Raw genomic sequence first — 23,848 nt, forward strand, 5'->3', positions numbered from 1 at the left:
GAATGAGCAAGTTTCTGACTGATGATGAATACGACGTTATTGTCGAGCTGGTCAATATCGGTGTGGGTAAGTCTGCGGCGTCACTCTCGCAAATTGCCAATGAGGAAGTTTTGCTGAGTGTGCCCGCTCTTGATTTTTTGAGTGTGCAGGAGGCAACGAAAATCTTCGAAGAAAGGTTGCCGCAAATGCTGACGGGCGTCAGTCAGGAGTTTTCAGGGTTCTTTTCGGGAAAAGCGGCTTTGCTGTTTCCTGAATCTCGAAGTTTGGATCTGGTCAATGTGATGTTGGGCAGCGAAGATGAGATCGAGATCGATGCAGAATTAGAAGAAGAAGCCTTAAGTGAATTAGGCAATATTTTATTAAACAACTGCCTTTCTACCATATCGAATATTCTTAACCAGCCTATAAAAACTCTGTTACCACAAACATTTCATTCGATGCCTAACAAATTGACCGCTCAACTTGCCGTTGAAGATACACCAGATACGGTGATTATGTTGTTGAAAATTGACTTTAGTTTGAAGGATCGTGATTTATCGGGTCATTTGGTCTTTGTTATTGATTTTAATGAGAATGGCTCTTTCAAAAAGACGATTAAAGACTACCTCATCGCGTTGGAGGAGTCATAAAGGTGAAAGAGTTAATTCCTATTGATGTCTTGTTATCCTCATTTGGAAGTATTGAGGGGGGCATCATTATTCTCAATGCTCAGGGTAAAATGGTTTATCTTAATGAGTGGGTGCAGAATCATGCCCTGCTGATGAGTGATAAATACTATGGACAGCCCTTAGATGAGGTGTTTGAAGGGGATGTTTCGCCTGTATTACTAGAAAGTGTGGATGGCGCGGTTAATTCTTCTTTAAGTCGTGTGATGTCTTATCGAATACATAAGAACATTTTACCGCTGTATCGAAATAAGCAAATGGTGGATGAGCAGGCATTGAGTGTGTCTGTTTCTGTGACGCCATTGCCAGACATGACAGGTATTTTAATTCGAATTGTAGATTACTCTTCTTTGGTAAAGCGTGAAAAACAATTGCGTCTTAATGAAGCGCTGCTAAAAATTGAAAAAGACTACTTTCAAAAAGCGTCAGATGAGACGCTTTCTACAGAGGAGTTTGTTGCAAGTTTTATTCGACAGATTACGGACAAGGTAAGCGTCATCGATGTGCATTTTTCATTGATTCGTGGCCAAGAACCGGTTTATCGATGTCATTCAGATCAGCCTAAAGAAGAGTTGTTAATAGAAATTGAACGCTGTATCCACAGTAAAGAAATGTTAGGTCAAGAATTAGATAGGTTTGTGACTTATAAGGGACAGCAGCAGGGCATGACAAGTTCAGTGATTCATTTCTCAGATGAGTCTGTAAAAGGCGTGCTGGCGATCGCCAAGCGTTCTGATTTGCTTGATATTAGCTTAGACAAAACGATGACTAAGGTTCAGAACCTAATTCATAATTTGGTCGAGTGGAAAATTAGCTATGAAAAATTGAGTTACATGGCCACTCATGACAGTTTAACTGGCTTGTTTAATCGAGCTTATTTAACGAAGAAATTTGATGAATTTAGGCGGCAGCTAGAAGAGCGAAAAATCGATCGTTTCTCCCTGTTCTTTATTGATTTGAATAAGTTTAAGCAAATCAATGACGAACATGGTCATAAATGCGGTGATAAGGTTTTAGTCAAGGTGGCTCAACGGATTAAATCCTCATTGGAAGCAGATGATGTTGCCTTTCGAATTGGTGGTGATGAGTTTGTCATTATGAAAGCTGATATTGATCCGCCAACATACGTGGAATTTCTCAAACATCGTATTTCTTCTTCATTCTTATGTGATGGTTTGGTCATGTCGGTGTCATCTGCTATCGGTTGTGCGCAATACCCAAATGATGGCGAAAATTTGGATGAGTTAATTCACCTTGCGGATGAGAAAATGTATCGTCAAAAGTAGTTTTTCTGATTTAGATACAGAGGCTTTTCTTAAATTAATCTTATAAAATGTAAAATAACCTTATGTTGCTATTGGCAACATAAGTTGTGGCTTCATTACAAAAAAAATACATAGATAACCCAAGTTAACTGCCTTGGAATTCGTCTCAGACTAGACTCAGTTAACAGCAATCAATGATTGATCGGGTCCATTCTATGACAGACAAATCTTCTCAACCTTCACGTAAATTTTATCCTCGAATTGCCATTGAGCGCCGCATTATGTTTGATGGTGCTGTTGCTGAAACCATGGATAATGCGATTGAGTCCGTTTCCCATGAGACTCAACTGGCAGAAACACCACTGGCTAATGTCGCGAATACCGAACAAGAGTTAGAAGCGGCATTGCAATCGAGTGATTCAAGCAACAGTGTTTACTTCATTGACGGTAGTCTACCAGACCAAGATGGGCTAATTGCTGCTATTCCTAGTGGTGCTAATCTTTATGTTATTGACTCTGTTCAAGACGGTATCTCACAGATAAATGCGGTGTTGTCACAGTTTGATCAACCTGTAGATACCATTCATTTGATTTCTCATAGTACAGCAGATGGTCATTTACAACTGGGTAATTCCATACTCAATGCAGACTCAGCGAATGGTCAATATGCTGATGCATTAGCCTCTATTAACCAACAATTGTCCACCAACGCTGATGTGCTTATTTACGGGTGTGACTTAGCCCAGAGTGAACAAGGGCAAGCAACACTACAAGCCATTGCCAGTGTCTTGGACAGTGATATCGCGGCTTCTGATGATGTAACGGGTGTGGACGGTGATTGGCATTTAGAATATCAACTCGGTGCCATTGAAAGTGAGTCTATTATTGCTGAAGAGTGGCAACATAATCTTCTTAATTCGCTGCCTGTCGCGGGTGTGGATGCATACAATATTGGGCAAAACTATTCAGGAACATTCGATGTTTTGGCGAACGATACGGATCCAGATGGTGATGCGTTATCGGTCGCTTCTGCGAGTGCACTGTTTGGTAACGTAGTAATTAATGGTGATAACACACTTACCTACACGCCAAATTCTAATTTCATTGGCACAGATACCATTAGCTACGTGTTGCAAGACAGCAATGGTGCCTCTGCTTTGGTGGATGGGGTTGCCACGGTTGTGGTAATTGATGCTACAGACTTACCTTTGATCAACCTCCCAGTAATAGATGTCTTCGATGAAGACCAGCCCTTAGTGTTTGCTGATCTTGGTGTCGCCCAAGTGAGCATAGGGAACATTACTGGTGATGTCGCCAATGTCACATTAAATGTACCTGTGGGCAGTTTAACCATTACCGAAAACGTTGGTGTCAATTTAACGGATGAAGGCAATGGCACCATCCGATTGGTGGGCGATTTGGCCAATGTTAACTTGGCTTTGGATACTTTGGTCTATACGCCAGCTGCCGATTATAACGGTCCTGTTAATATTACAGTGGGATTAACCGACGAGTTACTTTCGGTACCAATCACAGCGATTTTACCTTTAGGTATCGATGCTGTGGCAGACATTGTCGACGACAGTGTAACAACCGATGTGAATACCAATTTGAGCTTCAATGTCCTTGCCAATGACACCTTTGAAAATGCGTCGGCGCAAGTCACCAGTTATACCAATCCAGCGAATGGCACAATAGTCACTGATGCGTTAGGTAATGTTACTTATACTCCGAATGCTGATTATATAGGTTCCGACTCATTCTCCTACACGGTGACATCAAATGGCACGCAAGAAACCGCAACCATCATCGTGGAAACCTTAGGGCCGAATACCATTCCTGTTTTTACCTTGCCTGTAAGTGAGTCGGTTAATGAAGAAGGGACGCTTGTCTTCAGTTCGGCCAACGCGAATGTGGTGTCTGTGTCGGATTTGGATGCTGACGTTCTCACTATAACGCTAGAAAGCGCGAATGGCGTTTTGTCATTGTCTGGTGTGGCAGGATTAAGCTTTACTGAAGGAGATGGGACGGGCGACGCTCGTATGGTTTTTTCAGGCAGTGAGGCCGATATTAATGCCGCACTGGAAGGCTTACAGTTCTCGCCTAATGCGGATTTCTATGGGGCAACCAGTATTTCTGTTAATGCAGACGATGGTCGTGCCACCGTATCAGAAAGCATTGTAATCAATGTCTCTGGTATTGTGGATGGCGTTGCCGATGATGTTGGCACTGAGGTCAATACGGTTGTCACATTCGACCCATTGTTGAACGATAGCTTTGAGGGCAGTGCAACCATCACTGCTGTCAGTGTGCCAAGTCATGGTACGGCTACCATTGGCTTAGATCAGAAAATTACCTATACCCCAGAGGCGAATTATCGTGGCTACGATAGCTTCACTTACACAGTGGAATCTGGCGGTGTGACGGAAACGGTAAGTGTAACAATGACGGTGGGAACCAATTCGGCCCCTGTTGCGCTTGGTTTAGACCTTCTAAATTATACAGACGGTCAGCTGGTGGTATTGGATACTTCCCTTGGCTTTTTGGATGGTGATTTATTAGACGTACTGACTTACGCCGCAGTTGGGTTACCAGACGGTTTGAGTATTGATTCCGTTACTGGCCTGATTACTGGTCAATTGGCAGCGGATGCTTCGACTAAAGTGGCCTCCGGCGATTACTCGGTCACTGTGACCGCAACGGATATTCTAGGAGCCTCAGCGGACATTATTGTTGATCTTAATGTGGTTAACCTTGATCCTATCGTGTCTGTTGGTGCGGCCGTGGGAGTGGAAGATACTAATCTAGAAATCAATGCCTTAGTAAACGCGACTGACCCAGACGGTGATGATATTGCCATTACTGCCGCAACGGCTCCAAATGGTGAAGTTGTCATTAATCCGGATGGTTCTCTTACTTACATTCCAGACGCTGACTACTTTGGCACTGATGTGATTACCTACACGGTTACGGATTCGGATGGTGGCAGCAGTCAAGGCATTATCAACGTCACTTTGGCGGCAGTTGCCGATTTGCCAACGATTTCTTTGCCTACCTTGGATCTGCTTAATGAAGATGCTGATCTCATTTTCTCTGATTTACTGGGTCAGCAAATCAGTGTGGGGGATGTGGATGGTGACATTCTTGAAGTGATATTGAATGTGCCAATTGGTAGTTTGCTGATTACTGAAACTGCCAATGTGGATATTAGTCAGGGCAATGGCGCTAATGACTCTGTTTTGGTGATGTCTGGTAGCGTGGCTGATCTTAATCTTGCCTTAAACAGTTTAGTCTATACCCCAGGTGAAGATTATAACGGCCCTGTGGATCTCACTGTATCGCTTGGACAATTAGGACAAGCGATTGAGGTAAATGCAGTATTACCAATCGGTATTGCTGCGGTAGCAGACATTGTTGATGACACAGTGAATGTTGTTGAAGGACAAGGCGTTTCCTTTAATGTATTGGCGAATGACACTTTTGAGAACAGCGGCCGATATGTCAGCGATCATACTACCCCAACCAATGGCACGATATCCATTGATGCGCAAGGCAATGTGACCTACACGCCGTTAGCGAATTTTGTGGGTACAGATACTTTTACGTATGTTGTTGAATCCAATGGAACTCTAGAAACTGCAACGGTTACTTTGAATGTATTAGCTGCTCCAGAAGCCGTTTCAGACACAGCCACCACAGCGGAAGATACGCCAGTCACGATTGATGTATTAGCAAATGATACCGTGGCGTCTGGAGCCACTCTGACATTGAGTAATCCTAGTGTGCCTGCCAACCAAGGAACCGTTAGCATAGTTGACGGCAAGTTGGTGTTCACACCCGCGGCGGACTTTAATGGCGAAGCGACCATTAGCTATGTAATTACGGATTCAAATGGTGGAACAGATACTGGTTCTGCAGTAGTGACTGTTACTCCAGTAAATGATGCGCCAGTGGCGACCCTAGATACGGCAACCACAGACGAAGATACGCCAGTGACCATTGATGTATTGGCGAACGATTCTGATGTGGATGGTGATACGCTAACGCTAAGTTCTCCAAGCGTTCCAGCCAACCAAGGTACAGTAGCCATTGTGGATGGCAAGTTGGTGTTCACACCAGCCGCGGACTTTAACGGTGAAGCCACTATCACTTACACGGTGGAAGACGGTAACGGCAATTCCGATACAGCCACAGTAATTGTCACTGTTAATGCGGTTCAAGATGCGCCTACTGGAAATAACGATACCGCAACCACAGACGAAGACACGCCAGTTACCATTGATGTGTTGGCGAACGATTCTGATGTAGATGGCGATACGCTGACTATAAGCTCTCCAAGTGTTCCAGCCAACCAAGGCACAGTAGCCATTGTGGATGGCAAGTTGGTGTTCACACCAGCGGCTGACTTTAATGGTGAAGCCACGATCACTTACACGGTTGAAGACGGTAACGGCAATTCCGATACCGCGACGGTAACTGTCACTGTGAATGCGGTTCAAGACGCACCTAATGGTACTAACGATACCGCAATCACAGATGAAGACACGCCAGTCACCATTGATGTATTGGCAAACGATTCTGATGTGGATGGCGATACGCTAACGCTAAGTTCACCAAGCGTACCTTCCAACCAAGGCACCGTAGCGATTGTGGATGGCAAACTCGTCTTCACACCAGCCGCGGACTTTAACGGTGAAGCCACTATCACTTACACAGTGGAAGACGGTAACGGCAACTCAGATACCGCGACGGTAACCGTTACAGTGAATGCGGTTCAAGATGCACCAACTGGTAATAACGATACCGCAACCACAGACGAAGATACGCCAGTTACCATTGATGTATTGGCGAACGATTCTGATGTAGATGGCGATACGCTGACTATAAGCTCTCCAAGTGTTCCAGCCAACCAAGGCACAGTAGCCATTGTGGATGGCAAGTTGGTGTTCACACCAGCGGCTGACTTTAATGGCGAAGCCACGATCACTTACACAGTGGAAGACGGTAACGGCAACTCAGATACCGCGACGGTAACCGTCACTGTGAATGCGGTTCAGGACGCGCCAATAGCCAACGACAGCACAGCTACCGTTGATGAAGATGGTACGGTCACGATCGATGCGCTCGCTAATGCCTCTGATGTGGATGGTGATACGCTAACGCTGAGTTCTCCAAGCGTTCCAGCCAACCAAGGCACCGTAGCGATTGTGGATGGTAAGTTGGTATTCACACCAGCAGCCGACTTTAATGGCGAAGCCACGATCACTTACACGGTGGAAGACGGAAACGGCAATTCTGATACAGCCACAGTAATTGTCACTGTTAATGCGGTTCAAGATGCGCCTACTGGAAATAACGATACCGCAACCACAGACGAAGACACGCCAGTTACCATTGATGTGTTGGCGAACGATTCTGATGTGGATGGCGATACCTTAACGCTTTCTAATCCAAGCGTTCCAGCCAACCAAGGTACAGTAGTCATTGTGGATGGCAAGTTGGTGTTCACACCAGCGACTGACTTCAACGGTGAAGCCACGATCACTTACACAGTGGAAGACGGTAACGGCAATTCAGATACCGCGACGGTAACTGTTACTGTTAATGCGGTTCAAGACGCACCAGTAGTCAACGACAGCACAGCAACCGTTGATGAAGATGGCACAGTGACGATCGATGCGCTTGCTAATGCCTCTGATGTGGATGGTGATACGCTAACGCTGAGTTCTCCAAGCGTTCCAGCCAACCAAGGCACCGTAGCGATTGTGGATGGTAAGTTGGTATTCACACCAGCAGCCGACTTTAATGGCGAAGCCACTATCACTTACACGGTGGAAGACGGAAACGGCAATTCTGATACCGCGACGGTAACTGTCACTGTGAATGCGGTTCAAGATGCGCCAACTGGTAATAACGATACCGCAACCACAGACGAAGATACGCCAGTTACCATTGATGTATTAGCGAACGATTCTGATGTGGATGGCGATACCTTAACCCTAAGCAACCCAAGCGTACCGGCGAACCAAGGCACCGTGGCGATTGTGGATGGCAAGTTGGTGTTCACCCCAGCGGCTGACTTTAATGGCGAAGCGATCATTACTTATACGGTGGAAGACGGTAACGGTGGTTCAGATACAGCCACTGTAACAGTAACGGTTAATCCAGTTCAGGATGATCCAATTGGCACTAACGATACCGCAACCACAGATGAAGACACGCCAGTCACCATTGATGTATTGGCGAACGATTCTGATGTGGATGGCGATACCTTAACGCTTTTTAATCCAAGCGTGCCTGCCAACCAAGGTACAGTAGCGATTGTGGATGGCAAGTTGGTGTTCACCCCAGCGGCTGACTTCAACGGTGAAGCCACGATCACTTACACAGTTGAGGATGGAAACGGCAATTCTGATACAGCGACTGTGACAGTGACGGTGAATCCAGTTCAAGATGCGCCAGTAGTAAGTAACGCCACAGACACGGTAAATGAAGATGGCACGGTGACGATCGATGCCCTTGCGAATGCTTCGGATCCAGATGGCGATACCTTAACGCTAAGCTCTCCAATCGTGCCGGCGAACCAAGGCACCGTGGCGATTGTGGATGGCAAGTTGGTGTTCACACCAGCGGCGGACTTTACTGGCGAAGCGATCATTACTTATACGGTGGAAGACGGTAACGGCAACTCAGATACCGCGACGGTAACCGTCACTGTGAATGCGGTTCAAGACGCACCAGTAGTCAACGACAGCACAGCAACCGTTGATGAAGATGGCACAGTGACGATCGATGCGCTTGCTAATGCCTCTGATGTAGATGGCGATACCTTAACGCTAAGCTCTCCAATCGTGCCGGCGAACCAAGGCACCGTGGTGATTGTGGATGGCAAGTTGGTGTTCACGCCAGCGGCTGACTTTAACGGTGAAGCGATCATTACTTATACGGTTGAAGACGGTAACGGTGGTTCAGATACAGCCACTGTAACAGTAACGGTTAATCCAGTTCAGGATGATCCAATTGGCACTAACGATACCGCAACCACAGACGAAGACACGCCAGTCACCATTGATGTATTGGCGAACGATTCTGATGCAGATGGTGATACCTTAACGCTTTCTAATCCAAGCGTGCCTGCCAACCAAGGTACAGTAGCGATTGTGGATGGCAAGTTGGTGTTCACGCCAGCAGCTGACTTCAACGGTGAAGCAATCATCACTTACACAGTGGAAGACGGTAACGGTGGTTCAGATACCGCGACGGTAACCGTCACTGTGAATGCGGTTCAAGACGCACCAGTAGCCAACGACAGCACAGCGAGTGTTGATGAAGATGGTACGGTGACGATCGATGCGCTTGCTAATGCCTCTGATGTAGATGGCGATACCTTAACGCTGAGCTCTCCAATCGTGCCGGCGAACCAAGGCACCGTGGCGATTGTGGATGGCAAGTTGGTGTTCACACCAGCGGCGGACTTTAATGGCGAAGCGACCATCACTTACACAGTTGAGGATGGAAACGGCAATTCTGATACAGCGACTGTTACGGTCACTGTTAATCCAGTTCAAGACACGCCAGTAGTCAACGACAGCACAGCAAGCGTTGATGAAGATGGCACTGTGACGATCGATGCGCTTGCTAATGCCTCTGATGCAGATGGTGATACGCTAACGCTAAGTTCACCAAGTGTTCCGGCCAACCAAGGCACCGTTAGCATCGTTGATGGCAAGTTGGTGTTCACACCAGCGGCTGACTTCAACGGTGAAGCCACGATCACTTACACAGTTGAGGATGGAAACGGCAATTCTGATACAGCGACTGTGACGGTTACTGTTAATGCAGTTCAAGACGCACCAGTAGCCAATAACGACAGTGCGGCGACGAATGTTAATACTCAAGTCACTATTGATGTGTTGGCAAATGACACAGATGCGGATGGCGATACGTTGACTTTGAGCAACCCAGTGGTGCCAGCTGGTCAAGGTTCAGCTTCGGTTGTGGATGGCAAGTTGGTGTTCACGCCAGCAACTGATTTCAACGGATATGTCGATGTAACCTATACGGTTAGCGATGGAACCGATAGCACTCAAGCGACCGTGACAATTGCAGTAGGTGAGGTGAACCAGACTCCAGTTACGACGAACGATACGGCTTCAGTCGATGAAGACGGTGGGGTAGTGGTTATTGACGTCTTAGTAAACGATACCGATGCTGAAGGTGATACTTTATCCATCACAGATGCGCAAGTACCAGCTAACCAAGGTACGGTAGCAGTCGTGGATGGTAAGTTAGAGTTCACACCTGCCAATGACTTCAATGGAGAAGTCAGTATTACTTACACTGTTAGCGATGGAACGACGAGCTCAGATGGTACAGCGACAGTCGCAGTGAATGCAGTTCAGGATGTACCAACTGGCACTAACGATACCGCAACCACAGATGAAGACACGCCAGTGACCATTGATGTATTGGCGAACGATACCGATCCAGATGGCGATACCTTAACCCTAAGCTCTCCAAGTGTGCCGGCGAACCAAGGCACAGTAGCGATTGTGGATGGCAAATTGGTGTTCACCCCAGCGGCGGACTTCAATGGCGAAGCCACTATCACTTACACAGTGGAAGATGGTAATGGCAACTCAGATACCGCGACGGTAACTGTCACAGTGAATGCGGTTCAAGACGCACCAGTAGTCAACGACAGCACAGCAACCGTTGATGAAGATGGCACAGTGACGATCGATGCGCTTGCTAATGCCTCTGATGCTGATGGCGATGCGTTGACTATAAGTTCTCCAAGCGTTCCAGCCAACCAAGGTACAGTAGCCATTGTGGATGGCAAACTCGTCTTCACGCCAGCGGCTGACTTTAATGGCGAAGCGATCATTACTTATACGGTGGAAGACGGTAACGGCAACTCAGATACCGCGACGGTAACCGTCACTGTGAATGCGGTTCAAGATGCACCTACTGGTAATAACGATACCGCAACCACAGATGAAGACACGCCAGTGACCATTGATGTATTGGCGAACGATACCGATCCAGATGGCGATACCTTAACCCTAAGCTCTCCAAGTGTGCCGGCGAACCAAGGCACCGTAGCGATTGTGGATGGCAAATTGGTGTTCACCCCAGCGGCGGACTTCAATGGCGAAGCGATCATTACTTATACGGTGGAAGACGGTAACGGCAACTCAGATACCGCGACGGTAACCGTCACTGTGAATGCGGTTCAAGATGCACCTACTGGTAATAACGATACCGCAACCACAGATGAAGACACGCCAGTGACCATTGATGTATTGGCGAACGATACCGATCCAGATGGCGATACCTTAACCCTAAGCTCTCCAAGTGTGCCGGCGAACCAAGGCACCGTAGCGATTGTGGATGGCAAATTGGTGTTCACCCCAGCGGCGGACTTCAATGGCGAAGCGATCATTACTTATACGGTGGAAGACGGTAACGGCAACTCAGATACCGCGACGGTAACCGTCACTGTGAATGCGGTTCAAGATGCACCTACTGGTAATAACGATACCGCAACCACAGATGAAGACACGCCAGTGACCATTGATGTATTGGCGAACGATACCGATCCAGATGGCGATACCTTAACCCTAAGCTCTCCAAGTGTGCCGGCGAACCAAGGCACCGTAGCGATTGTGGATGGCAAATTGGTGTTCACCCCAGCGGCGGACTTCAATGGCGAAGCGATCATTACTTATACGGTGGAAGACGGTAACGGCAACTCAGATACCGCGACGGTAACTGTCACTCTGAATGCGGTTCAGGATGCGCCAGTAGTAAGTAACGCCACAGACACGGTAAATGAAGATGGCACGGTGACGATCGATGCCCTTGCGAATGCTTCGGATCCAGATGGTGATACGCTAACGCTAAGTTCACCAAGTGTTCCGGCCAACCAAGGCACCGTTAGCATCGTTGATGGAAAACTTGTCTTCACACCAGTGGCTGACTTTAACGGTGAAGCCACTATCACTTACACGGTGGAAGACGGTGACGGCAATTCAGATACCGCGACGGTAACCGTTACAGTGAATGCGGTTCAAGATGCGCCAATAGCCAACGACAGCACAGCTACCGTTGATGAAGATGGTACGGTCACGATCGATGCGCTCGCTAATGCCTCTGATGTGGATGGTGATACGCTAACGCTGAGTTCTCCAAGCGTTCCAGCCAACCAAGGCACCGTTAGCATCGTTGATGGCAAGTTGGTGTTCACACCCGCAGCCGACTTCAATGGCGAAGCGATCATTACTTATACGGTGGAAGACGGTAACGGCAACTCAGATACCGCGACGGTAACTGTCACTCTGAATGCGGTTCAGGATGCGCCAGTAGTAAGTAACGCCACAGACACGGTAAATGAAGATGGCACGGTGACGATCGATGCCCTTGCGAATGCTTCGGATCCAGATGGCGATACCTTAACGCTAAGTTCACCAAGTGTTCCTGCTAACCAAGGCACAGTAGCGATTGTGGATGGCAAGTTGGTGTTCACACCCGCAGCCGACTTCAATGGCGAAGCTACTATCACTTACACAGTGGAAGATGGTAATGGCAATGCTGATACCGCGACGGTAACCGTCACTGTGAATGTAGTGCAAGACGCTCCTGTTTCTGAAAATGATACAGCAACAACCGTTCAGAATACGCCAGTGACGATTGATGTATTGGCGAACGATACAGACCCTGATGGTGATACCTTAACGCTAAGCTCTCCAAGTGTTCCTGCTAACCAAGGCACCGTGGCGATTGTGGATGGCAAGTTGGTGTTCACCCCAGCGGTAGACTTCAATGGCGAAGCGATCATGACTTACACGGCTGAAGATGGTAGTGGTAACTCAGATACCGCGACGGTGACGGTTACCGTCACATCTTCTGGTGTGAGTAATACGGCGCCGGTTGCTGAGGACGATACTGGAGCAACTGTCGAAGATACCGCGGTTACTTTAGATGTCGTTGACAATGACTCTGATGTGGATGGCGATACTCTCACTGTTACCAATCCTATCTTAGAAAGTGGTCAAGGTACGGTATCAATCTCAAATAATACGTTAATCTTTGTTCCTGCAGATAACTTTAATAGCGAAGCCATCATTACCTACAGCATTGAGGATGGTAATGGCGGTTCCGATACGGCGAGAGTAACCATCTCTGTTAGTGCGGTTGAGGATTCCCCTGTTGCTAATGACAGTACGGCCACCGTAGAGGAAGATAGTAGTGTCATTATTGATGTACTTGCTAATGCTGCGGACCCAGATGGGGACCCTCTGACTATCGTCAGTGCCAGTGTGCCAGCGAGTCAAGGAAGCGTTTCGATTGTTGATGGTAAGTTGGTCTTTACACCAGCAGAAAATTTTAATGGTGAAGCGATAATCACCTATACAATTGAAGACGATAAAGGGAATTCAGACTCAGCGACAGTGAGTGTTACCGTTAATTCTGTGCAAGATGCCCCTGTTGTGAATAACACCAATACCAGTATTACGGTGGATGAAGGTGGTTCGGTTGTTATTGATGTACTGAGTAATGTCTCTGATGCAGATGGCGATACGGTAACCGTTACGAGCTCTTCTTCTAACCAAGGCCAAGTCCAGATCCTTGATAATAAAGTGGTTTTCACACCAGCTTCTAATTTTAGTGGTAATGCTACCATTACTTATACGGTTAGTGACGGTGTTAATAGCACGACAGCTTCAGTAACGGTTATTGTGATTCCAAATGAGATTTTATTGGATATTGAGACAGCTGATTTTGGACGTGATCCAAGCACACAAAGTCTGTTTGATTCTTTTGAAAATGAAACCTTAGATTACGAGCCGCTATTGTTAGATGCCGTGAATGGAATTTCATTGTTGCCTGGTCAGTCGAACCTATCTTCTCAGCAGCCTAACCTTAATATGATCAATAACTTCTCCGCTTTTGAAGGTGTGAGTCTTAACGATATAGGCAGTCAAAATGGCGATGCAATTACATTGTTTAACGCAAATGAAATTGATCGGGCATTGCAGCCAGAAGTAACAACAAACGATGACCCAAACCAATCAAACATAACGAATGAGGAACAAAACGCAACACTAAGTGATGAGGAAGTCAGTACACTAATTAGTAACAGCAAGTTGTTTAATGAGCAGCTTAAAGAGCTTTCTAATAGCTACTCAGAAGAGCTTAAAAAGTTAGAGAATATGCTGTTTTAAGCTGGTGCTAACTAATTGGAGTATCTAAATGGGAAGGAAAGCAGCGCACAAGGTCAGTGTTGCATGCCTATCTGCTTTTTTGATCGCAGGGTGTTCAACCACCATAAAGCCGATTGATTTCGATGCTGCATCTTTGGATGCGCATCGAACTCTTATGAATGACATTCAAACCAATGAGCCTGTGCTCAAGCCTATCTCTTTGTATGAAGCGATGGCTAGAGCGCTGGTTTATAACTTGGATGAAAAAATAGAGCAAAAGGATGAAGAGTTTCGCTACCGTCAACATTTAGTGACGCGTACTGGTATGTGGCCAAGCCTATTGGCGACATTTGGCGTTAACTCACGAAGCAATGATTCAGGTTCAAGCAGCCGATCATTGGAGACCGATCGTGAGTCGTTAGAACCTTCTACTTCTACCGAACGAACTTATTACAATGCAGACCTGACAACCAGTTGGAATTTGTTGGACTTTGGCGTGGCTTACGCAGAGACCCAACAAGATTTAACCGAAGAAAGTATTGCAGTTGAGCGTCGTCGTAAAGTGGTTAACCGCATTATTGAAAGTGTGCGAACGACTTATTGGCGAGCGGTGAGTGCAGAACGTACTTATAAAAAACTGCTTGAATTAGAAAGCTTAGCGCAACGTGCTTTGTATCAAGCAACTCAACTGGAACTAACTCGTAAAGTACCTCTGTTAACAACCCTGGAGTACCAACGCGAGTTGTTGACGGTGCAAACCAATGTACAAGAATTACAGCGTGAATTGATTCTCGCCAAGTATCAACTCGCTACCTTAATTAATTTATCACCGAAAACACGCTTTACTTTAGAGATTCCGTCACGAACTGATGTGGTACCTGTATTGCCTGGGTCTGCTCGTCAAATGGTCCGCTATGGTTTGATATATCGCCCTGAATTACGAGAAATTTTTTATCAAAAAGAAATTAATCAGTACAAAAAAGACGCGTCTTTTTATGAGTCTCTACCTGGCCTGAACTTTATCTTGGGGACCAATTATAACTCCAACAAATATTTGGCAAATGATCAATGGGCGAATTTAAGTGCCAATGTCAGCTGGAATCTAGTGTCTTTATTCCGCTACCCACTTCAAAAAGACGCATTAGAGGCGGAGTCTGAGGTAATACTGGCCCGTCAACAAGCCATGGTCATGGCCATTGTGACGCAAATTCATGTCGCGAGAGCGCGATTTATCCGTATTTCTCAAGAGTTAAACACCATTCGAAAAAATCACGATGTGCAGTCCCGGATTGTCGCTTTGACTGAAGCGGGCTATCGCACTAAGCAAATCAGCCAACGCCAATTGGTGGTGGAGAAGATGAACGAAATTTTAGATGAAATTAGTTATGACTCAGCCTATGCCGATTTACAGAATGCCTATGCCAGTTTGTATGCCTCTATGGGGCTAGCAAACTTAAACATCACCATATCTGATGACGCTGATATCGAAGAATTAACCCAAAAATTGAAAGAACATTGGACACAACGTGCCTTAGTGTTACCTGAGTTAGGAGTGTGATATGAAATATTTAATTGGTATGGCGGTGTTGTTGTCATCAAATGTGTTTGCTCAATATGAACTAGACATTATTGATCTAAATAGCTTGAAATCTGATGGAATGCAGATTGAGCGAAAAATCACCGACGCAAGAGGGGTCATCAATGCGCGTAATCAAGCGACTTTGAAATCCGGCATTAATGGAAAAATCATTGATATGCCAGCGCTTTCTGGCACTCGTTTTAAGAAAGGCGCACGTTTGGTTCAGTTTGATTGTCGTAAACCGCTAGCAGATGTTAGGGCCTCAAAAGCCAATGTCGCGATCCAATTGCAAAAAGTAGAAGCAAACAAAGAAATGGCGACTTTTGAAGCCATTAGTGAATACGAAGTGGTTGTGGCGCAAGAAGAACTCAATAAAGCCATTGCTGAAAAAGAGTCTTTGGACAGTCATGTAACTAGCTGTGAAATTCGTGCTCCATACGACGGGCAGGTGGTTGAAAATCTGGCCAATCCTTTTGAGGTTGTACCAGCAAACGAACCTTTGTTATCGATTGTCGATACCTCACATTTAGAAGTGTCACTTATTGTGCCTTCTCATTGGCTTAAATGGCTAAAATTAGAGTCTGATTTTTCGTTTTTTGTCGATGAATTGAATGCCGAATTGCATGCAAAAGTAACGCGTATTTTGCCTATTATTGATCCAGTGAGTCGCACTGTGAAAGTCATTGGCGAGTTCTCACCGCAAGAGGTGAAAGACACCGGCATATTACCAGGAATGAGTGGCAGTGCATTGTTTACTGATCGAGGATGATCTAAATGGCTATTCAAATATCGCAAGACGCATTAAGACCAAAGGCTGATATATCAGCGTCAGCACTGAAGTTGTTACAGTTCGAAGCGGATATACGCCGTTGTTCGAAACGGGATGAGTTGATTTTTCACCTCGCAAATCAGTTGAGTCGTTTAATCCCTTATGATCTTGCTTTTGTGTTTGAGCAGGGTGGCAGAAAACGACGTCATGTTCTCTTGTCGAATAATGTTGCGGAAATTGAGAAGAGCAGTCCGCTGATTTACAAACTGAATCAGTGGGCGAGTCTTGATGTCTCTTTAAATGAAGCGAAACCTTATCCAATTAAAGAGGTATTGGGGGAAGAGCATGATCTTCCATACGAATGCACATATTGGCAGCCGATTGCGGCAGAAAGTGGTCATGGTGACAGTTGTTTATTTGTACTTTTGTTTAGTAACTTTGCTTACTCAGAACAACAGCAAGCCTTGTTATCCCGACTAGCTGAAACCTATGAACATGCTTTTCGGGCAATCGAAGCAAAGCCTAATAAGGCGAGATTGAGTCGTGGTAAATCACGTTTCTTAAAACTCTCTTTTGCGGCTGTATTGGTTGCTGCCTGTGCAATTCCTTTGCCGATGAGTGTGATGGCGCCTGTACAAGTGATTGCTAAAGATCCTTATATTGTGACGGCGCCATTTAATGGCGTGATTAAAAGCATCAACATTGCTCCAAACACCTATGTTGATCAAGGTCAGACATTATTGAACTTTGAAGACATTCAAATGCGGAATGAGTACCTCATTGAATTACAGCGATTGGCTGTGGCTAAGGCGAATTTTGAGAAAACTCAAGGGGAGTCTTTTACATCGGGTGAGGGAAAGTATCAGCTGAATGCGGTTCGAGCAGAGTTGTCTTTGGCTTTGGTTGAAACCCGCTACAGAAGAGAGCAGCTAGATAGAACTCAGATGAAAGCGTCGCGTTCTGGTTTAGTCATTTATGCTGACAAAGAAGCCTTAGAAGGTAAGGCGGTTCAAGTGGGTGAACGTATCTTACAAGTCGCACAACCGGGTCAGATTCAATATCAAATTGATTTGCCATCTGCTCAGTCCATGGCGTTTGAGTCAGGTGCAAAAATTTCGATTTATTTAGACAGTGCGCCATTAGGTGGGCATGAAGCGCAATTAGAAAGTGTTAGTTATTTACCAACTGTGACTCAGGAAGGGGTAGCGAGTTTCACTGTATTGGCTTCACCAACTGTTGGCAAAACGCCGAAAATAGGTGCACGAGGAACCGCACGAATTTACGCTGAGCACGCGCCATTAATCTGGCATGTATTACGTCGCCCTGTGAACACCGTTCGTCAATGGATGGGCATATAAAATGTTGAATGATAGCGACGTATTACCGTCTTTGAGGGAGGACTTGCGGCTTGAAGAAGCGCCTTTAACGGATACGGGAAAACGCCGTTGGCGTCTTTATGACCCTGTTTTACATCGTTGTTTTTTGCTTGAAGAAGCTGATATTAGCCTGTTAACCCTTTGGCAAAGTGGCACGGTCGGCGCTTTAAAGCAATCATTGCAACGAATGAATTTGGCTTTTGATGATGGTCAACTGGAAGGTTTAATGGCGTTTTTAAAGCGTTATCAATTGTTCCAATTGCATTCACCTGAAGATTACAGTGAACAGCAGACAAAATACCTTCAAGGTGGTCAAGTAAGTAATGGTTGGCAGCATTGGCTGGATAAAGTGAGAAGTTATCGTCGGCCTATTTTTTTAATGCAGCCTTTATTGAAGCAGATTGATCCCGTTGTTCGCCTTGTTGGACATAAAATCTTTTTATTCATTTGGTTGGTGATAACCACTTTTGGTTTGTACTTTTCCTTTCGTCAATGGGATGAGTTTATTAACACGGCCAGTGGTCTATTAAATGTTGAGGGGATGATTGCATTTGGTCTTACCTTGTGCGTGCTTAAATGTTTTCACGAGCTTGGTCATGCTTATTTAGCACATTACTTTGGTTGTAAGGTGGGTCGTATCGGTATTGCAACCTTTTTGTTTTTTCCCATGTTGTATACCGAATTGGATGATGTATCGCGTCTTGATAGTGCCAGACAACGTATGTTGATCGGTGCTGGCGGTATTTTAACGGAAATTATGATTGCCGGAATTGCCACTTTTTTCTGGGCCGTTTTATCCGATGGCTTGTTACGTAGCCTTGCTTTTATGGTGGCAACCACCTGCTGGACTACCAGTTTGTTGATTAATCTTAATCCTTTTGCGAAGTTCGATGGCTATTACATCTTGAGTGATTTTCTGCAGGTAGAGAACCTTCAATCTAAAGCAATGTCCTGGGGACGATGGTTCTTAGATCGATTGGTAATAGGCCCATCTGTAGACGTACCTGATCAAGCGAAAGGTCGTGTTGCATTTGCGTTAGTGGGTTTTGGTATTGCTACTTGGTTCTATCAAATCATCCTCTTAACCAGTGTTAGTTACCTAATGTACAGCCTGCTTTTACCGGCATTAGGTGTGTGTTTATTTGTTGCGGTCGTAATGACCTATGTAGTGGCGCCTATGATAAAAAAATTGAGTGAATGGTGGCAGAAACGTCAATTGCTTTCTTGGTTGAGAAAAGGGGTTTTAGTATCGCTTCTCTTTGGGGGTGTCTGCTTGATGTTTTTCCCCTTAGATCAATCGGTCAGCCTACCAAGCGTGGTACGTCATAGCCAGATTGCTGTCGTTCGTGCCCCTGAGAATGCTTATATCGAAAATTGGTATTTTGATGTGAATTCAGCAGTGGAGGAAGGCGCACTCATTGCTCGTTTTCACTCACCTGATTTAGAGAAAAAAATTCAAGAGGCCAAGATTTCTTATAACCTTGCACAGCAGAGTTTAAACCGTGTTGTTGGTGAGGCAAGACAGCGGGAATTTGCTCTGGTTTTAGTGCAAGAGTATGAAAAATCTAAGGCCACATTAGAAGCATTATTAGAACAAGAAAAACGTTTGCAATGGCGTGCACCAGCGAGTGGTCGTTTAGTGGATGTGCCTTTGCAGTTGCAAGCTGGACAGTGGGTGGCTCCTTCTCAGTCATTAGGACGGATTGTTGCACGTGACCAGCAAGAAGGTGTCGCTTTTGTGAATGAAAAGCAAATGCAGCGTCTCACTTCTGGTGCGAAAGCGTATTTTTACCCTGATGATCCGTCTTGGTCTAAGAAAGACGCCAAGATTGAAGCGATTACACCTTCTGCGATCGATGCTTTGCAGATTGTTGAGTTAGACAAAGCCTATGGTGGTGATATTGCGACGGAGAAAGACGATCAGGGGGTTGCGTCGCCAGTACAAGCATTGCATCAGGTTAGATTTACCTTTGAAACGGGTGAAATCACTCGCGATTTACAGTTGTCCGGTAAAGTGGTGATCGAAGCCAGCCCTCAGAGTGTGGCTAGCCAAGCTTGGGCGAATGTCTGGACTTTAATATTAACTGAGCTGCGTCGCTAATGAGTACGCGAGACTCTTATTTTGTGAGGTGTTCATGAATAGACGAGATTTCTTAATTGCGAGTGGCGCTTTGTTGTCTCAACCAATGCTGCCAGCCTTTGCTGTATCGGATAACCCCACAGGAAAATTGTATTTTGGTTACGGATCCACCGGCATTGGCACTAAAGTGGGTAAAGCTGCAGCAGATTTGATGTATCAGGTGAATCCTAATTTCGATTATCGATTTATCAATGAGCCAGGTAGAAATACTGTCGCAGCAACGGAACTAGTAAGGCAGTCTCTATCGGACGGCAATACTTTGCTGCAAGTTAACGGTACTATTATGTCGCTGTTTACTTGTTTGTACCGGAATTTACCTTACGATCCACTAACGGATTTTGTGCCCATTACCTTTTTGGGTGAGTATTCTTACATGTTGGTCGTGGGGCCCTTGGTGGATCGTTCTGTAAAAACCCTAGACGACTATGTGGAATGGGTAAAAGAGAATCCTGAATACCGTAATTTTGGCACCGTATTATATGGTTCAGAAAGTCATTTAGCGGGTTTAGAGTTGTCCTATCAAAAAAAAATAGCTTTGAGAGCGCAAGCCTATGGTGGCACATCTTTAATGACGGAAGACCTTCTAGATGGCGTTCTGGCGGCTGGCTTTATGGTGACGGGTAATGCAGACAGTGCGATAAAAAGTGGTCGATTGCGTGTTATTGGAGTCTGCTCAGAGCAGCGACATTCGCCCTGGCCTGAGGTGCCGACATTGGCTGAGCAGGGTGTAGTAGGAATGGATTTTAGAGGTTGGTATGGCTGGGTGGCACCGAGTAGTATTCGTTTGAATCGTCTAATTGAATTAAGTGATGCGACTCAAGAAATGCACCTCATGTCTGAGTTTAAAGCCATGCAGCAAACTTATTCCTTAAAGACTCTTGATCTTTCGCCTGCTGAGATACAGCAGCGTATACACATGGAGATTAAGAAATGTGAGGCTTTGTATCAAAAATTTCAGTTATCGAGAGTCGATTATCAAGCTTAGTTGAGTTTATTATGCGAAACGTTAAAAAGGACTTTAGTGTTCATTGGCTAACTTTGTTTTAGGGAAATGGACTTTTTTAACCAAAGACAAGCCGATTAAAAAAGCCAATAAAATGGCTGATGACAGTGTTAGCCAATAGGGAAGTAGGGCATGCTCTGGGCCCATTTTTGGCAGTATCTCAATATGGAACTTAGCGACAAGAAAGTTGATTAAATAACCAAATATCAACGCCCCACCGATGACGCCAATTAAATAGCCTAATAACGTTCTTCTACCCATTTCTTTGCCGATGACGCCCAGTGTCGCTATGTTGGTTGCCGGTCCTGCCATCATAAAGACTAAAACAGCACCAGGTGATACTCCGGCCAAAAGCAGCCCGGCGGCAATGGGGGTGGACGCCGTTGCGCAAATATACATGGGAACAGAAATGATAACCATGATGAGCATGGCGAGAATCCCGTCTCCCCATTGAGCGAGAAAATTGTTCGGTAAATAGGCTTGTACAAATGCGGCAAAGCCGATGCCAATCATTAGCCATATACTGATGTCATCCACTAAGTTAGTGGCTGAAAAACGCAAACCCGCTTTCATTTTCTGGAATAACGAGTTGCTTTGATTTGTTTTTTTGGTGTTGCAGCAAGTCGCTGATGTGTTTTCTTGTTTTATGGTTGAACAATAAGAGTTTGAACTTGAAGCCTTTTTGTCATCGGGGGAACTGGCCGTCATGTGGTGAGTGGACTTTGGTGTTTCTGAATTAGATGGGGCACAACAGGATGGCTTATGTTCTGCTGGTGTTTCTTGAGCGGAATAAGAGGGCTTTTTTCGCGCTTCTAATGAGCCTACGCATAAGCCCGCAAGAATAGCACTGAAGATAGCCGCAATGGGTCGAATAATGGCCATGAAAGGCCCAAGCATCACGTAGGAAACAGAGATGGAATCAACGCCCGTTTCTGGCGTGGAAACGAGAAAAGAGCTCGTAGCCGCTTTTGATGCACCAGCTCGACGTAAGCCAATGGCCGCTGGAATCACGCCACATGAACAGAGTGGTAAAGGGGCACCGATGAAAGCGGCTTTCAGCGTTGTTTTAATATCATGGCCTCCCAGCTGTTGATGCATCCAATTCATTGGAAGACAGGTTTTCATGATGCCCGCTAAAGCAAGACCAAAAATAAGCCAAGGTGCGGACTCTAAAAACAGCTGATAAAAGTGAGAGAAAAACAACATATCATTGATCTCCTTGGCGAACCGAGTGCTCGTAGCGAACGTCGTTTGAGCCTTGCTCTAGTGCTTCTAAAATAGTGCAATGAACGGCGCTTTCATGGCCACCGCAACAGGCGTTTGAAAGTGTTTTTAAGGACTTCTGAAAACACTTTAATTCAGCAATTTTCGCCTCAATTTCAGTTAATTTATCGTCAACGAGTTGCTTCACATCTGAACAAGCTTTGCTCTCTTTATCGATTTCAATGGACAGTAATTCTTGGGTTTCAGCTAAGGTAAATCCGACTCCTTTGGCTCGCAATATGAAACATAAGATGTCTTTGTCTTGTTCGGAATACAATCGGTACCCAGCGCTGGAACGGGCTGAGGCTTGTAATAATCCGCTTTTTTCATAAAAACGTAGTGTGTCTTTATTGATGTTGCAGAGTGCTGAGAGTTCCCCAATTCGATACATAATGTTGAATTCCGCTTAGTAATGAGGCAATAAGTTAATCATAAACCTTGGAGTTAGGTCTAAGGTCAAGTGAAGGACAACATTAATCTTATTTTAGATAAAATGAAGGTGTCATGAGTGGTGGTGAATCTATCTAGAACAATTGACTTGTGAGAATCATAGATTGCATACTCGGCAACGATCGGCCGACACCCAATGTCGTTTGTTATTAGTATGACAATAAAAATATGAAAACGAGTCGTAATCGCGTCAGCTTGATCATCAGGTTGTTTTGCTCGCCTTGTTTCGGCAAACCGTTACCTGACACTCCGTCTGGTTTTCAAGTCCCTTTTCATATCAGCGATTGTCATAAGACTTTTTGTACGATGTTAAACGCTTAGAAGAGGGAATATCGATGGATAAATTTACTCTGTCCTGTTGTGCGGAAACCATGTTCACTGACTTATCCATGGTTGAAAGGGTGAAGAAGATTTCTGAACTGGGTTTTTTACCAGAGTTATGGGATTGGACCAATCATGATATCGACGCGTTGGCGTCGACGGGCGTTACATTTTCCTCGATGACGGGCTACATTGAAGGGGATTTTTTAGAGAACAGTGATCGCTTGCTTACGACCATACACGAATCGGTTGCGGTGGCGAAAAAACTGAGGGTGCCGCGTTTAAACTTACATGGTACGGGCCTTGATAATAAAGGCTTGCCGGTTAATCCTCGTCTTGTTGTGTCGGGGCGCGACTGGATCAAGGCGTATAAAGTGTTATCAGACATCGCTGAAATCGGTGCACAAAATGACGTGATGTTTGTACTGGAAAACCTCAACTTAAAAGTAGACCATCCAGGCTCGCCCTTTGCCACTGCGGAAGACGTCTTTACTCTGGTGTCTGAAATCAACCATCCAAACTTGAAAATGATGCTGGATTTGTATCATCAGCAAATTGACGAAGGGAATATTTTGGACTCTTTGACTCGCTATTTGCCGCAGATAGGTGAAATTCAAATTGCTGACGTACCAGGACGTCAAGAGCCAGGAACCGGTGAGATGAATTATCCTGCCATCGCACAGCATTTGCGTAAGATAGGCTATAAAGGGGTTGTGGGCTTTGAAGGCTTTCCATCTGATGACTCTAGATTGGCGTTGGAGCGCTTTGAAAAAGCCTTTAATTGAGTCTAGGTTCAATCTATGTCTATCAA

General features: G+C 45.4%; 11 protein-coding genes. 9 read left to right on the top strand and 2 right to left on the bottom strand.

Going from position 1 to position 23,848, the window contains the following annotated elements; translation table 11 throughout:
• Positions 1-2 precede the first annotated feature (2 nt).
• The 8 genes from OA79_RS04835 (at position 3) to OA79_RS04870 (ending at position 20,985) form a co-directional block, all read left to right on the top strand.
• Complete coding sequence (locus tag OA79_RS04835) at positions 3-629, top strand: hypothetical protein (RefSeq protein ID WP_063332089.1); 627 nt, start codon at positions 3-5, stop codon at positions 627-629.
• Between the two features lie 2 nt (positions 630-631).
• Positions 632-1,951 carry a sensor domain-containing diguanylate cyclase gene (locus tag OA79_RS04840; RefSeq protein WP_063332090.1) on the top strand — a complete coding sequence of 440 codons (1,320 nt, stop codon included), beginning with the start codon at positions 632-634 and terminating at the stop codon, positions 1,949-1,951.
• Positions 1,952-2,145: 194 nt separating this feature from the next.
• Positions 2,146-14,157: an Ig-like domain-containing protein gene (locus OA79_RS18195; protein ID WP_197465357.1), complete on the top strand. Its 12,012-nt coding sequence runs from the start codon at positions 2,146-2,148 to the stop codon at positions 14,155-14,157.
• Positions 14,158-14,185: 28 nt separating this feature from the next.
• Entirely contained in the window at positions 14,186-15,694 is a 1,509-nt protein-coding gene (locus OA79_RS04850; protein WP_063332092.1) for a TolC family protein, read from the top strand.
• A 1-nt stretch (position 15,695) separates the two neighbouring features.
• Entirely contained in the window at positions 15,696-16,484 is a 789-nt protein-coding gene (locus tag OA79_RS04855) for an efflux RND transporter periplasmic adaptor subunit (RefSeq protein WP_063332093.1), read from the top strand.
• A gap of 5 nt (positions 16,485-16,489) precedes the next feature.
• Entirely contained in the window at positions 16,490-17,842 is a 1,353-nt protein-coding gene (locus tag OA79_RS04860; RefSeq protein WP_063332094.1) for an HlyD family efflux transporter periplasmic adaptor subunit, read from the top strand.
• A gap of 1 nt (position 17,843) precedes the next feature.
• Positions 17,844-19,961 carry an HlyD family efflux transporter periplasmic adaptor subunit gene (locus OA79_RS04865; RefSeq protein ID WP_063332095.1) on the top strand — a complete coding sequence of 706 codons (2,118 nt, stop codon included), beginning with the start codon at positions 17,844-17,846 and terminating at the stop codon, positions 19,959-19,961.
• A 34-nt stretch (positions 19,962-19,995) separates the two neighbouring features.
• Positions 19,996-20,985: a Bug family tripartite tricarboxylate transporter substrate binding protein gene (locus OA79_RS04870; RefSeq protein ID WP_063332096.1), complete on the top strand. Its 990-nt coding sequence runs from the start codon at positions 19,996-19,998 to the stop codon at positions 20,983-20,985.
• A gap of 33 nt (positions 20,986-21,018) precedes the next feature.
• On the opposite strand, the gene OA79_RS04875 is transcribed toward OA79_RS04870, so the two are convergent.
• Both OA79_RS04875 and zntR read right to left on the bottom strand, forming a co-directional pair.
• The gene (locus OA79_RS04875; RefSeq protein WP_063332097.1) at positions 21,019-22,209 is read right to left on the bottom strand and encodes an SO_0444 family Cu/Zn efflux transporter; all 1,191 of its coding nucleotides are present in this window, start codon (positions 22,207-22,209) and stop codon (positions 21,019-21,021) included.
• Between the two features lies 1 nt (position 22,210).
• A complete protein-coding gene (gene zntR, locus OA79_RS04880; RefSeq protein ID WP_063332098.1) occupies positions 22,211-22,657 on the bottom strand; it encodes a Zn(2+)-responsive transcriptional regulator in 447 nt (148 codons plus the stop codon).
• 394 nt (positions 22,658-23,051) lie between these two features.
• Between zntR and OA79_RS04885 the strand changes: the two genes are divergently transcribed.
• Positions 23,052-23,822, top strand: coding sequence for a TIM barrel protein (locus OA79_RS04885; protein WP_197465358.1), 771 nt, complete (start codon positions 23,052-23,054; stop codon positions 23,820-23,822).
• Positions 23,823-23,848 lie beyond the last annotated feature (26 nt).

The sequence above is a fragment of the Marinomonas sp. TW1 genome (assembly GCF_001625355.1).
GTDB lineage: Bacteria > Pseudomonadota > Gammaproteobacteria > Pseudomonadales > Marinomonadaceae > Marinomonas.

Bases quoted from the DNA above. Each gene is read 5' to 3' on its own strand.
- OA79_RS04835 (WP_063332089.1), top strand. From the start codon at position 3: ATGAGCAAGTTTCTGACTGATGATGAATACGACGTTATTGTCGAGCTG.
- OA79_RS18195 (WP_197465357.1), top strand. From the start codon at position 2,146: ATGACAGACAAATCTTCTCAACCTTCACGTAAATTTTATCCTCGAATT.
- OA79_RS04850 (WP_063332092.1), top strand. From the start codon at position 14,186: ATGGGAAGGAAAGCAGCGCACAAGGTCAGTGTTGCATGCCTATCTGCT.
- OA79_RS04855 (WP_063332093.1), top strand. From the start codon at position 15,696: ATGAAATATTTAATTGGTATGGCGGTGTTGTTGTCATCAAATGTGTTT.
- OA79_RS04860 (WP_063332094.1), top strand. From the start codon at position 16,490: ATGGCTATTCAAATATCGCAAGACGCATTAAGACCAAAGGCTGATATA.
- OA79_RS04865 (WP_063332095.1), top strand. From the start codon at position 17,844: ATGTTGAATGATAGCGACGTATTACCGTCTTTGAGGGAGGACTTGCGG.
- OA79_RS04870 (WP_063332096.1), top strand. From the start codon at position 19,996: ATGAATAGACGAGATTTCTTAATTGCGAGTGGCGCTTTGTTGTCTCAA.
- OA79_RS04875 (WP_063332097.1), bottom strand. From the start codon at position 22,209: ATGTTGTTTTTCTCTCACTTTTATCAGCTGTTTTTAGAGTCCGCACCT.
- zntR (WP_063332098.1), bottom strand. From the start codon at position 22,657: ATGTATCGAATTGGGGAACTCTCAGCACTCTGCAACATCAATAAAGAC.
- OA79_RS04885 (WP_197465358.1), top strand. From the start codon at position 23,052: ATGGATAAATTTACTCTGTCCTGTTGTGCGGAAACCATGTTCACTGAC.